We start from the raw sequence: 13932 nt of genomic DNA on the forward strand, positions 1-13932 counted from the left end.
GAGGTGTTACCAACTCTTTCTCCCCTAAGAACCGTACTTGTACCTTTCAGCACATACGGCTCAAGCCTCCCTTTATCCTTAACAATCTAGTATTTAAACTTTTTAAATGTGTCCAACATTGTTCTAACTGCTTTTTTGCTGTTAATAGGTATCTTTTGAGATTTTAAATAAGCTTGTACTTTAGGTAGCTGTTTTCCGTTCCCGTACCATTCTAAAAGGGCATGGTGCTGTTTATGACAACTACAATGAAGTAATTCAAGATTATCGTACTCATCTTTTCCACCTATAACTTTAGGAACAATGTGATTACTTTCAAGTGGTTCATCTCCAACTAATGAGTTGTTACAAACTCTGCATTTATATTTAGTTTTTTTCGCTAATTTTCTCTTGGAATTTGTATTGAACCTATTGAATATCTTTTCATCCCTTTTTGCGAAGTATTTTTTAAGATTAGCGTCATCTGGACTATTCTTATACTTAATCAGTACATGTCTTACAATTGGTGTCCATCTCATACGAATCAATTGATTTTTGTGATTATCAGGGTCCGTTAGTAACCATTTATCTTGGCTAACACCTGTATGGTCTGGATGGAAATATTTCTTATTTATCCATCTAGCGCCTTTTCGGTGATGTTTATATTTAAGATGGTGCATTACCTTCTTATGAATATAGCTGTCAATATTGCCATAAATTACTTTTGCTACAACAGGTGACCAGTAATTTGCTATACCTGTTATAACTGGATTTAGTTTTCTGATTAATTGTCCAATTGAACGTCCTCTATGAGATTTAAATATTTCGCTTATCTTTTCTTTAGCTTTTTTGACACTTTGGTTGGATGGTTTAATGAAGAGTTGTGATCCTTCTTTAGTAGGATATTGTCTAAAATTAAAGCCTAAGAAATCAAAACCATCAGTAATGTGTACTACTCTGGTTTTTTCCTCTGCCAATTTTAACCCTCTTTTATCAAGATAAGGTTGAAGTTTAGCATACATACTTTCAGCTTCTTCTTTAGAATTACACGCTATAACAAAGTCATCTGCATATCTTACTATCCCAATTGAATCGGGATATAACATAGCTCCATCCCTTTTTGGGAAATGGTATCTTACTCCTAATTCCTTTTCCATTCCATGTAAAGCGATATTAGCTAATAAAGGTGAAATAATTCCCCCTTGTGGAGTACCAGTTTCTGTTTTGTAGAAGGTTTTATTATCTATACATCCTGCGTTTAACCATTGGTTAATTGCATTACTATAAGGAAAACCTTCTATACAGGATAAAATATGCTCATGATTCAGGTTATCAAAACAACCTTGAAAATCACCTTCGAATATCCATGCTCTATTAGTCCCTCTACTTAATTTAAGGAAAAGGTTTGCCATAGCGTCATGAGCACTTCGTTTGGGTCTAAATCCATAAGACATAGACTCAAAGCGACATTCCCATTGAGGTTCTAGTGCATTTTTAACCATATTTTGAAATATCCTATCTTTGATAACTGGAATCCCTAAAGGTCTTTTCTTTCCATTCTTCTTAGGAATATAAGCTCTTTTCACTGGAAATGCCTTAATGTTTCTAACACTATACCCTTTTAATAAGTGGAACAATTTAACTCTATCCTCTGGTGTGTTAGTAGTAATCCCATCAATTCCAGCAGTACGTTTTCCTTGATTGATTTGCGTTACTCTCTTAATACTTAATAACAGGTTCGCCTTACTTCTCAACATTAGACGTTGAAGTTTTCTCACCTTACGTTTATTACCGAATTGTTCGGCACGATAGATTCGTTGTCGAAGTTTCTTCACATAGTTTTCAATTTCCTTCCATTGTATGGAGTTCCATTGAGTTACCTGTGGAGAAACAGCCGACTTCATATTGACAGTATTCATAACATGTTCCTCCTTTATAAGATTCCTCTTTCCGCTTTCTTTCGTGTTGAAGACCAGTTGGAATTCAGCACTTTTTCAAGTTATGTCAAAAGACACTATCCGCTCAGTTATGATTTCCTGCTATCTTTCGATATAACGGCATTCGCTTTCTCCAACCTCCTATACCCTCTGAAGAATTAGTCGCACCTTACGGTTTGATTACCTTATTCATAGTGTTCTCGGCTAAAACGATTCACACGATTTATGAGGACTTCATAGGGCTTAACAAGTTCCACTAATAATAGATTCGTTTAAGGTAAGTGTCCTTCTTTACTCCGGCAGATCTATGGGTCATTATACGACTCTTTGACCGTCGAGCCTTTCCTATCTGCATCTACGAGCTTGTTCAATCACAGTACACTCGTTGTCGGTGACGAAGATTACAAAGATTCAGCTTTACGCTTACACATTCTCAAACTTTCCCTAGCCCCTTCAAACGTCTGTGTAACGTTATCGGTTGGACACTTAACTCTCATGCAACCCAACAATCCGATTACTCAGATAGCAGCTTCGAGCGGGAACACCTTTCATGACTAAGGTGACTTCATAATGAAGCACTATTTATTAGCGACTTCTTGTCGCACAATCAAGACCCACCTTCACTAATTCTAGCGAGCAAATAATTACATTCACACCGCTATTCACTTGATCTTTTAGCCATTCACTACGTTTTGGCGGAGTAACTGTATTGGTACGGAGAATAGCTACTTTCGCACCAGGTATTTGCTCTACAACCTTCTGTAAACGTGGTTGAACGTCTCGTTCTTTTACTGTAGATCCTGTATCACATACGTATACGATGGTTGGACGGCCCTCAGAAATTTCTGTACGCAATATATTTTGCAACTCTTTCTCTTTAGGCTGTATACAATCCTCATCAAATTTGAATTTATCATTAGACCAAACCAGTTCTTTTCCTTCATCATCTAAGTAATAGTTCGGATAATGAATCATATTGTCTGGATATGCATTACCTGTACGAATATAAGAAAGCCACAGTTTTCCGGCGTCTGGTGTACCTTTCGCTACTTCAATTGCTTTTTCAAACGACTCTTTCATATGCTCACAGGCTTGCTTCTGCTCTTCAGACATATCAACAAGAATTGTAGGGACGTTGACTAGTTCTACAGGATTTGGCCATACATCTTTAAGGCGCACATCAATTGTTGTATCCATTAAGAATTGAGTAAACACATACGGTGAAATACCAGGTACGACTTTCGTCTTATCTAGCATTCTCTGTGCATTACGTGATCCCACATTGGATACAACCTCTCCATCATGGTAATATGTTCTTTCGATGTTTCCATAAGTTTCATCCCATTTCATTAATGAACTATATTCTAATCCACTCTTCACCATCTTATTGGGATATAAGCGCCATAACGTATAGAAAACATCACTTGCTTTACCTCCAAAAAGGGTTCCTGTACCACATACAAATTTCTTACAAACCTTAACTAAACTCCCTAATGCATTTCCTTGTGCAGTTTCACTTTTTAGCTCATGTATCTCATCAACGATAAGAGCGTCAAAGAAATGCTTCATTTTTCTACGAATATACTCAACAGTAGCTACCTTTCGATATGCTCTTCCTGAGTGTTTTTCACTATAAGGTTTATTGCGATTCTCTAACTCTAATTGTTTTTGTATTGATTTGTTCCCCTCTTTTATTGCTTGTACCAATTTATCTTCATATTTTGTCCACTCTTTAAAGCTTGCATATTTGGTTTTTACCTTTGGACTCCAAATAGGAGACTTACAATCAGCACATACACTGTTTTTGTTCGTCTTTGAATCTAAGTCACTAGCTGTAAAATCTTTATACTGACAAACTTCTTCTTGTTCACCATTAGCCTTTTGGACTATGGTAGAAGAAGTCTTTTTACGTAACTTAGCCCCACAATCAGGACAATAGAAACCATTCTTATAATAACTTTGTACCTTTTCTTCGGATTTTTTAGAAAGTGCAAGTTGCTTATAAGGTAATGACATCTGTTTAATTGAATCCCCTCGCATTGTTGTAAAACTAATAACGAAGAAGGTAGGTCTTTCTGATTTTGGTCTTCCCGCCTTAATCCAAGATTGATGAATTCGAATAAGATCCTCTGTACGTTTAATAAGGTGTATCTCTGCATCTGGTAATAAGTGTCGTATTTCTTCTTTTGCCCACTTTTCCGTAAGGGTTGGTGGAACGAAAACGCATGTACGATACCCTTTTTGTTCTTTCAAATGAAAATAACCATCTACTGCAGCTGTCATAAACGCACTTTTCCCTGTGCTCATCTCACCCTTTATAAGGATTCCTTTTTGTACTTGTAGTGCTTTAGCAGCACCTGTTGCTACATGTGCTTGTACAGGGAATAATGGTCTTTGATATGTATCAAAATGAGATAATGCCTGATCTTTCATCGGTTGATGTAAGGGCTCATCCAACTTTGTAACCTTATCAAGCATGACAGGCGAATATTCCAATAGGTATTCATTTAAATCATTAATTTCAGTGATTTTTTCACCTGTACCTTCTTGCGGGAATTGACATTTCCCAGAGCGAATCATTTCTGATAAAAACTCCTTACAATCCTTTTCTTTTAGTAAGACTTGCGCAATCATTAAAGAAGAAAATTCATTCTTATCAAAATACACCTCTAACGGTTGTAATAGATTTCTTGTTAGCATCTCCTCATAAATTGGCTTCGCCCATTCTTCTAAGATCGGTAAACCATACGGAGGAGCCATTAGGAAATCTCTTACTTGTATCTCTGGCGCTTCGTCAATTGCAACAATATACTTTTCTTCTAATTCTCTAGAAAATGCAATAATTGCCTTCTTTTTATTTATTGTTTGCGTATTAATAAATTCAAACTGACCTTTTGAATTTACATTCACTTTTTTATCTACTATGTAATGTAATTCTTCTTTTTTTCCTTCTCCAAAATACAAGCGACTAGTTCCCATTGATATGGCAGCACGAAATGACTTTAATGTACTGTCATTCCCACCTAGTACTACAAATTGGATTTGATGATGACGATTTACTGCCATTGCAAAACAAAAAGCTGTATGTGAGGCAGTTCCCGTCTCTAATTGCAACATCGCTGGTGTTTGTTCTTGATCAAATGTATTTTGTTGAATCATTTCCTTCATCATAAAGTTCCCTCCTAAAATAAAAAACGCATCATAATCGATACGTTTCATGTCCTACTCATTTAATCTGTTGTTTAAAAATCTATAAACTGTTTCCATTCTGGTAATGATTGCTCAGCTGCATGTAGCATATCACCTGCACCTTGAAACACAGAGAATTGCTCTAATACTTCCAAATATGTACCTGCACCTAATTGAGAAGCACATAAACAAATGACTGTAAGTACAATAGCAATACGAAATATACGATTGCTAAACTCCCATACAATGTATAGCGCTCCTATCCCTAACAGTACAGACATATCTCTCTTCCTTTCCTAGACAAGTTCTTTGACAACACCAGTTGGTGTTGCGGTGATAAATTTCGCGCGGCGTTTTTGTAATACAACTTCTTTCGTTGTTGTTTCCAGTTTCTCGAATGAAGTTTCAAAAAACACATTTTCAGATCCGCGAACAGCATGGAGTGTATCACCTTCACCAAGCAAACCATCTGCCACACCCGTTATCAGCAATAGTCCTAATTGTCCAGAAGCAATTGGCATCTTTGCTCTCTCTGCAGCTGTTTTTTCAGCTTGAAGTAAGTAACCATTTCCTCTATTTAAGCGTTTCTTAAATGTCAAGATACCTTCTGATTTTCCCACACCTTCATAAGCACTTTTATAATCCACTCGTGATGTAAAAATAAGTTTGTTTTGATGACGCAATTCTGGTATAGCCCAGTCCTTATGATTTACCATTTCTGCTAATGTATTTACATGTTTTTTGACGAAAGAAAGGTCAGACATGTTTTCGCAAAAATTCGCGAATCGATCGTTGAAGTATGTATCATTTTTCGTGGCAGTACGCTTACGCCCAATGAAGACACACTGTTTAAATGCATCGAACTCCTTATTTTCATCACCAAAACGCATTAAGCCTATTTCCTCATAATTCTTAGCCAAGAAATAACTGATATCGTCTCTAGCAAATCTGTCATATGGAATGACATATATCATAATCCCACCTTCTGCTAAATAATGGTGAGCACGTTTTAGGAAGTTGAACTCCATTTTCTCTGTTTTTTCATTATCTGTACGAAGCTCCGTATTATAAGGTGGATTTAAAAAGATAAGTGGAAAATAGTCATGACTAATCATCATGCTTTCAAAGCTTGAGCGTACCACTACATCTAATTGCTCTTTTGCTTTGCCATATCGATTTGCATCTACTTCCACACCATATGTATCAAGTTGTATGCCAACCTGTCTCACCTCATTTGCAAAACTTCGTAAAATTGTCCCTTCTCCACAGCATGGATCAAAGCAAGCATAAGCTCGCTCTGATTCCATTTGTAATAATTGTACTAAGTGTTTCCCTTCTGTTAGTGGTGTTGGATAAAATCCCGCCGCTAAATCATTCCCTAAACGCATAATCGTTCCCTCCAAGTTCTTTTTTACAATAAAAAAAGGAAGATCTAAGTAAATACATCACTTAGTTCTTCCTTTTACCCTCTATATACTACCTCGACTTTATTAAAACGGTAGTAAATCATCTGCAATCTCCGATAGCTCATCCAAACCAGCGAATATATCATCCGACTCTTTGGATTGCTCGTTTGTTTCCTGCTCTTTTGGATCATCTAATGCTGTCCAAATGGTATCCTTTTTCACACTTATATCCCCTTATCCTACTTATTTTTCAGTTTCATAAACCACTTCTTCATAATCAAAAAAGTAATCTTTTAGCTTACGAATAAATTTACGTAACTTTGGTTCGGCTACGATCTTAGTACCACTATAAAAACTTTGTTGCCCAACAAAGCGCCATAAGATGACATAGCCTACCTTCATTTCCTGAATCCCTTCAATATATAACGCGATTTCATGAGTGGCTTCTTTTTCATTTAGAGCATGTGGCTTGAAATATTGAAATTTACCATCTGGTAATATAATTTCTGCTTCAAAACACCCTCTCATTTGATTTACTCTTGCTCTGGATTCAGATGACATTGCTGGTGCAGCATTTGACTTCTGATTATTTTCCATTTGTGTTTTATGCTCCTCTACTGTTGGTACTAGTTTTAAGTGTCTACAATCTTTTTTCATTTTTAAATCTCCTCTACTGTTTAATTTGTTATGTTATGAATCATAAATAACCCCGCCTGCAAACTTGAAAACAACACAAAAAGGGCTTCTTCAAGTCGATTAAAAATGTGCATAGCAAAATAAGCTATATATACACTAATCGGCTCAAAGAAGCCCTTTCACAATTGAAACAAGACGCAACTTGCTTCTACAACTCAACCACAACACAAAAAAAGGTGTGGGAATAAACGGAATCAAATAAACTAACAATATACCTATATATTATATAATAATGTTATATATTTCAAGAAGTTTTAATTTAAGTTAACGCATTACCTAAAAGATTCCTGCTTCCTTAAGCTTGTACAGGGTGATAGTCAAAAAGTATCTGGGTAATGCTTTAAGGTTTAATTAAATACTATAAATGTTTTACCACTTTCAATCCACATACCTATGAGAGTTGTGAAGCCATACAATTCCTTTAGACTTGTAGCGCTAGCGATTTTAATCCGCGCACCTATATAAGGTGCGACCTAAATTGAGATGCACATAAGCAAATGACTGTTAATTTCAATCCACGCACCTATGTAAGGTGCGACCGGCTAGGTGAAAAATCACAATATGGTGTATGGAATTTCAATCCACGTACCTACAAGAGGTACGACTTTTCTTTAATAAATGGTTGATTAACTTTTTAATAAATACGCTTTCCTTCAATTATTCTAACGTTTTCTTCATTACAGTCCATCAATAATCGCCACTTTTAAAATATCTAATTCTTTTACCAAAATGTTATAGTCATCAATTATTTTTGGTTTGTCAATGTTCCGCTTAATATCCAGTAAATGGTGTACTTTTGCGGAAGAGTACTGACCAAGTTTTGAATTATGTTTCCACCAACAAACTTTATGTACTTCTATACTTCCTTCAGGGCGTGCTACTGACCCATCATTTCCAGACAATGTAACCAGTTCATTTTTAATCTTTTCCGCATCCCCTTTGGTGAAATCTGTCTTCCTTGTTCATTGCATATGAATACTTCCATAAAAAATCTAAGCTCCAAGATCAACACGATGCTTCATCCCCATCGTATCTGAACCTTTATCCTTCCCATGCTCAGAACTTACACTTGTCGTAATCTGCATACTAGTATAATGTCAATCGGATCAATACTAGTCGTCGTATGGACTGAAGCAGGTCCTCTTACTCCAACAGAGACACTAAATTACTATCAATTATCTTACCAGTCTTAATCCACGCACCATCAAAAGGTGCGACCAGCATGTACAGTAAATACGATGTGATGACAAAAATTCCAATGCATACACCTATAAGGGGTTTGATTTTTGTGTTTCAAACTTCCACAATTTCTATTGAGATTTCAATCAACACACCTAAAAGAGGTACGACTAAAAAACTCTCTAATTTTCCGATATTTGGGTGATTTCAATCCACGCACCTATATAAGGTGCGACCGTTTTTTTATTTTAGGAGGGAAACTTATGATACAAATTTCAATCCACGTACCTACAAGAGGTACGACTTTTCTTTAATAAATGGTTGATTAACTTTTTAATAAATACGCTTTCCTTCAATTATTCTAACGTTTTCTTCATTACAGTCCATCAATAATCGCCACTTTTAAAATATCTAATTCATTTACCAAAATGTTATAGTCATCAATTATTTTTGGTTTGTCAATGTTCCGCTTAACATCCAGTAAACGGTGTACTTTTGCGGAAGAGTACTGGCCAATTTTTGAATTATGTTTCCACCAACAAACTTTATGTACTTCTATACTTCCTTCAGGGCGTGTTACTGATCCATCATTTCCAAACAATGTAACCAGTTCATTTTTAATCTTTTCTGCATCACCTTTGGTGAATCTGTCTCCTTGCTTATTACATATGAATACTTCCATAAAAAATATAAGCTCCAAGATCAGCACCATGCTTCATCCCCATCGTATCTGAAACTTTATCCTTCTCAGGATCAGAATTTATACTTTTCGTAATCTGCATACTAGTAATGTCAATTGGTTCAACACTAGTTGCTGTATGAATTGAAGCAGTGCCACTTACTCCAGCAGAGGCACTAAATTAATATCAAGCATCTTACCAGTCCTAACTCACGTGCCTATATGAGGTAAGACCGGCACGTATGCTTTTTATATTTTCGTTAACGGATTTCAATCCACGCACCATTAAAAGGTGCGAGCAGCATGTACAGTAAATACGATGTGATGACAAAAATCCCAATCCATACCCCTCCTATAAAGGGTTTGATTTTTGTGTTTCAAACTTCCACAATTTCTATTGAGATTTCAATCAACACACCTAAAAGAGGTACGACTAAAAAACTCTATAATTTTCCGATATTTGGGTGATTTCAATTCACATACCTATATAAGGTGCGACCGGACGATTTAATTTAACTGTACGACCAATATAATTTCAATCCACGCACGTATGTAAGGTGCGACAGTAGCAAAAATCCATTTGTTACACGTTCATTTGTATTTCAATCCACGCATCTATGTAAGGTGCGACGACCCGATTGTTAGTTTTTTGGATTTATGTATTGAATTTCAATCCACACACCTATATAAGGTGTCCCCTCAGAATTTCAATCCACTCACCTATACAAGGTGTGACAACAATATCTTTTATGATTGCAAACCCTTTATCATTTCAATCCTCGCACCCATCAAAGGTGCGACAAAATTACTTTCCTACACATAATCAACGCCCTCTATTTCAATCCACGCACCTATATAAGGTGCGACAGCGATTTTTGTTTAAAATCATACAAAAATACATTAATTCTGTTCAAAAATATACATATTTCTTTATTTAATAAGAGAATCTGTATGAAAAATATTAAAATTCACTCATAAATTATGAAAATTCAGGTGCGAATATACGAGGAATTTCATGTGTGCTATACATTCGCACCTAAAAAATCAAAGGACTTTCTAAATCAACGGATTCCTTTATACCGATATGTTCAACCTTATTTTTATAGTTATTACCTAACTGATAAAATCTGAGACTATCCTCATCCTCATCAATAATTTTAATTAATTCCATTTTTAAAGTAGCAAATTGAGCTGCGTCCACAACACATTCAAACACTGAATTTTGTACTCGTTGACCATAATTTTGACATGTTTTCGAAACTTTTCGCCAAATGAGTAATACTTATGGAGAATAATCAAGGCCTTTATATCAATAAGGACCTGTTCCTTGTTGTGTTCGGTGTATGTTTTGTTTATTTGGCCAATTATCTATTTCTCTTTCAATAGCATCTATGGAGTAAGTACTCGTAAAGTTAATTATTCTCTAAGAATAGCGAAACATACCGTACAATCAATACCACTTTTTATTCAAGTTAACAACTAATATAAAAATGTCAGCTTGTAAGTTATTATAACTATATTTTAATATATTCATATAAATTTGATTATTTACGTATTCTAAATTCTTGTAATGCCTTATTTAATGCCAATCCAACTGATAATCTATAATTTTCAACTTGTACTTCCAATTCACTTCCCATATCCACAAAAAAACGATTCTTTTTAACTTTGGCTAAATACTGTTCTACTATACTTTGATTTGATTCAATGTAGTCCTCAAATGATTCCAGTTCTTCTTGATTTTCGAAATAAAGTACTACTTCATCTAATCTTCTTTTAGCGAAAACTTCTTCTTGATTTTCAGCATTAAAGAAAAATTGCTGTAACTTATAAGTTATACTATCCTTTAAATAATATTTATATGTATATTTATGTTTTACGTTCCATTTATCGAATCCTACATGTCCCCATTCGGGAATAGGTGTCTTATACCTTCCACTATCTAATACTACTAATTGAAAGGTGTCTAAAACGGTTTCATTACACATTATGTCTAATGTTTTATAAGTAAATTTTGAATTCGTTTGTGTGTATACATAAAATTCGCTTCTGCTATTGTCATACTCATCATCAATAAATTTTTCCACTAACTTGAATTCAGGCTTATAAATATTATAAGAACAGTTATTACTATCTACCCATTCTGTTTTATCTTGTAATCTACTTTCTATTTGTAGCAATGGAGGAAGAGTTAATCCCAACCTTTTTTTCCATAACATTTCTATTTGTTGAATAGTTGCATTTTGATTTATAGGGGTGTTTCTATCTCCAACCCTTGTGTATATGTATCCCTCTTTTATACTATTGTATTTTTTACTTTTGCTTTTTAAGTAATAAGGAACATTATTAGAATTAAATATTGTAAGAATATCAACCTTTTTATGCTCTATGTTTATTGTATCTATTTGAATTCTTGGGGTATTATCACCTGCAAAAACAGTATTAGCAAGTAAATCAATTATACTTGACTGTTCCCTTCTATTTTCATCATTTATCCCAACTATATCTCCATTATCAGATACTCCAATTATTATATAGCAGTCTTTTTCATGCACTGTATTTGCAAAACAAAGAATATCGTGTAATAATCTCTCATTGTCTCTATGCCACTCTTGTTTAAAATCCCAAAATTCTCCTTCAGATTTACTTAATATCAAGTTTTTAATTTTTATCATGAAGTTATTGTTCATTATTGACCTCCTTTTATAAATTGAAAATTAGCTTCTAAAATTTTACTTATCTAATTTGATATAAATCAGCGTTTGTTTATCTCATTGGCCGTAAGGAAGTAAGCATATCTCTCGTATAACGATTTAGATATAATCTGTTTAGCATTCTATAAGTTTGCAAAAGGTATTCTTAATTCAATTTGTTTAATCACAATCCTACAAGAGATGTGATTTTACGCTCCGAGTCCACATTAAGAAATTGACAGAGTTCAATCCACGTCCAACTCCACCATTTTTAAGAGCTGTACTTTCTGTAATTTCAATCCACGCACCTGCAAGAGATGCGACTTTCCTTTAATAAATTGATAGAGTATCTCCCTATAAGGATACTTTCTTTCAACTATTCTGACGCTTTTTATTACATTCCATTAATAATCTCAACTTTTAAACCATCTAATTCATGTACTAATACAGTGTAATCATCGATTGTTTTTGGTTCGTCAATATTCCGTTTAACCTCTAATAAACGATGTACTTTTGCAGAGGAGTATTGACCAATTTTTGATTTATGATCCCACCAACAAACTTTATGTACTTCTATACTTCCTTCAGGGCGTGCCGCTGATGCATCATTTCCAAACATGTAACCAGTCATTTTTAATCTTTTTCACATCCCATTTAGTAAAATCTATCTTCCCTACTCATTGCATATGAATACTTCCATAAAAAATATAAGCCCCAAGATCAAAACGATGCTTCATCCCCATCGTATCTGAACCTTTATCCTTCTCAGACTCAGAATTTATACATATCGTAATCTGCATACTAGTAATGTCAATTGAATCAACACTAGTTGCTGTATGGATTGAAGCAGTTCCTCTTACTCCAGCAGAGACACTAAATTACTATCAAGCATCTTACCAATCCTAACTCACGTGCCTATTTGAGGTACAACCGGTACGTATGCTTTTTATATTTTCGTTAACGGATTTCAATCCACACACTTACTAGAAGTGCGAATTTGAACGTTCATAACTTAATGTGCACACTTTTGCATTTAAATCCTCGCACCCATGAGAAGTGCGACTAGACACGTATAACCCATTTTGTTATATATAAAGATTTCAATCCACGCACCTATATAAGGTGCGACTCCTAAATCGTCTTCAATGACTGTAACTATTGGATTTCAATCCACGTACCTACAACAGGTACGACTTTTCTTTAATAAATGGTTGATTAATTTTTTAATAAATACGCTTTCCTTCAATCATTCTAATGTTTTCTTCATTGTGGTCCATCAATAATCGTCACTTTTAAACTATCTAATTCTTTTACCAAAATGTTATAGTCATCAATTATTTTGGTTCGTTAATGTTCCGCTTAATATCCAGTAAACGGTGTACTTTTACGGAATGGTACTGGCCAAGTTTTGAATTATGCTTCCACCAACAAGCTTTATGTACTTCTATACTTCCTTCAGGGCGTGCTGCTGATACATCATTTTCAAACAATGTAACCAGTGCATTTTTAATATTTTCCGCATCACCTTTGGTAAAATCTGTATTTCTTACTCATTGCATATGAATACTTCCGTAAAAAATATAAGCTCCAAGATCAACACGATGCTTCATCCCATCGTATCTGAACCTTTATCCTTCTCAGGCTCAAAATTTATACTTTTCATAATCTGCATACTAGTAATGTCAATTGAATCAACACTAGTTGCTGTATGAATTGAAGCAGTTCTTCTTACTCCAGCAGAGACACTAAATTACTATCAAGCATATTACCAGTCCTAACTCACGCGCCTATATGAGGTACGACCGGCACGTATGCTTTTTATATTTTTGTTAATGGATTTCGATCCACCCACCTATATAAGGTGTGACAAAGAAATCTTCTTTCATCTTCTGTCTACTATTTCAATCCATGCACCTATATAAGGTGCGACTTAATCCAGCTAGTAAATCTTTAGCCGTATTAAAATTTCAATCCACGCACCTATATAAGGTGCGACTGTACTTCTTTCAATTTCATAGTATTCTTTAAGATTTCAATCCACACACACCTATATAAGGTGCGACTTTTTGTTTTTTCACCTGTCTCTATATCCGTCACATTTCAATCCACGCACCTATATAAGGTGCGACTTTTTCGGTTTCCCACGTTTATATTCGATTGGTTATTTCAATCCACGC

At 34.8% G+C, this 13932-nt stretch carries 8 protein-coding genes and 4 pseudogenes; all 12 read right to left on the reverse strand.

Translation table 11 applies throughout. The features are described from left to right. Window positions 1-86 precede the first annotated feature (86 nt). Entirely contained in the window at window positions 87-1895 is a 1809-nt protein-coding gene (gene ltrA / locus CN409_RS27415) for a group II intron reverse transcriptase/maturase (protein WP_097891362.1), read from the reverse strand. A gap of 603 nt (window positions 1896-2498) precedes the next feature. Continuing rightward, the gene (locus tag CN409_RS27420) at window positions 2499-5084 is read right to left on the reverse strand and encodes a DEAD/DEAH box helicase family protein (protein ID WP_097891364.1); all 2586 of its coding nucleotides are present in this window, start codon (window positions 5082-5084) and stop codon (window positions 2499-2501) included. 71 nt (window positions 5085-5155) lie between these two features. Beyond that, window positions 5156-5383 (reverse strand): hypothetical protein, encoded by a 228-nt coding sequence (locus tag CN409_RS27425; RefSeq protein ID WP_000114819.1) that lies wholly within the window; start codon window positions 5381-5383, stop codon window positions 5156-5158. Between the two features lie 15 nt (window positions 5384-5398). Next, window positions 5399-6490, reverse strand: coding sequence for a DUF6094 domain-containing protein (locus tag CN409_RS27430; protein WP_097891366.1), 1092 nt, complete (start codon window positions 6488-6490; stop codon window positions 5399-5401). Between the two features lie 102 nt (window positions 6491-6592). Then, on the reverse strand, window positions 6593-6730 hold the full coding sequence (locus CN409_RS32050; protein ID WP_170951616.1) for a hypothetical protein: 138 nt from the start codon (window positions 6728-6730) through the stop codon (window positions 6593-6595). A 21-nt stretch (window positions 6731-6751) separates the two neighbouring features. Next, window positions 6752-7165, reverse strand: a complete 414-nt coding sequence (locus CN409_RS27435; protein WP_097891368.1) for a DUF6018 family natural product bioysynthesis protein — start codon at window positions 7163-7165, stop codon at window positions 6752-6754. A gap of 716 nt (window positions 7166-7881) precedes the next feature. Continuing rightward, window positions 7882-8363: pseudogene (locus tag CN409_RS27440) on the reverse strand (type I CRISPR-associated protein Cas7); the annotation flags it as partial. A 396-nt stretch (window positions 8364-8759) separates the two neighbouring features. Continuing rightward, window positions 8760-9234, reverse strand: a pseudogene (locus tag CN409_RS32445) (type I CRISPR-associated protein Cas7); the annotation flags it as partial. An 864-nt stretch (window positions 9235-10098) separates the two neighbouring features. Beyond that, a complete protein-coding gene (gene cas2, locus CN409_RS27450) occupies window positions 10099-10335 on the reverse strand; it encodes a CRISPR-associated endonuclease Cas2 (protein ID WP_050427189.1) in 237 nt (78 codons plus the stop codon). A gap of 271 nt (window positions 10336-10606) precedes the next feature. After that, complete coding sequence (locus CN409_RS27455; RefSeq protein ID WP_097981427.1) at window positions 10607-11752, reverse strand: AlbA family DNA-binding domain-containing protein; 1146 nt, start codon at window positions 11750-11752, stop codon at window positions 10607-10609. 397 nt (window positions 11753-12149) lie between these two features. After that, window positions 12150-12627, reverse strand: a pseudogene (locus CN409_RS32450) (type I CRISPR-associated protein Cas7); the annotation flags it as partial. 391 nt (window positions 12628-13018) lie between these two features. After that, window positions 13019-13499, reverse strand: a pseudogene (locus tag CN409_RS27465) (type I CRISPR-associated protein Cas7); the annotation flags it as partial. Window positions 13500-13932 lie beyond the last annotated feature (433 nt).

Origin of the sequence: Bacillus sp. AFS012607, from assembly GCF_002558005.1 — a bacterium.
GTDB lineage: Bacteria > Bacillota > Bacilli > Bacillales > Bacillaceae_G > Bacillus_A > Bacillus_A thuringiensis_S.